The following is a 395-nucleotide window of genomic DNA, read 5'->3' as shown; positions in this document are numbered from 1 at the left end:
GACAAGGTCGTGATCCCGGAGATGAACCTCGGCCAGCTCGCCACGCTGATCCGGGCGAAATACCTGGTCGACGCCCGCTCGTACAACCAGGTCAACGGCATGCCGTTCAAGGCGGAACAGCTCGCCGCGGCTCTCAAGGAGGCCATCGATGGCTGAGACGACCCGTTCGTCGGGGGAAGGCACGGGCACGATCGAAGCGCTGTCGCTCGTCCCCAAGGCCGAGGCCCGGCAGTCCATGAAGGACTTCAAGTCCGACCAGGAGGTCCGCTGGTGCCCCGGCTGCGGTGACTACGCGATCCTCGCCGCCGTGCAGGGCTTCATGCCGGAGCTGGGGCTGGCGAAGGAGAACATCGTCTTCGTCTCCGGCATCGGCTGCTCCTCCCGCTTCCCGTACT

The 395-nt window shown here is 66.1% G+C and carries 1 pseudogene; it reads left to right on the top strand.

The window, feature by feature from the left end:
• Positions 1-148 precede the first annotated feature (148 nt).
• Positions 149-395: pseudogene (locus MTQ10_RS31030) on the top strand (2-oxoacid:ferredoxin oxidoreductase subunit beta); the annotation flags it as partial.

Source organism: Streptomyces sp. XM83C (assembly GCF_023072675.1).
Taxonomy (GTDB): Bacteria; Actinomycetota; Actinomycetes; order Streptomycetales; family Streptomycetaceae; genus Streptomyces; species Streptomyces thermocoprophilus.
This window is presented reverse-complemented; position numbering and strand designations above follow the sequence as displayed.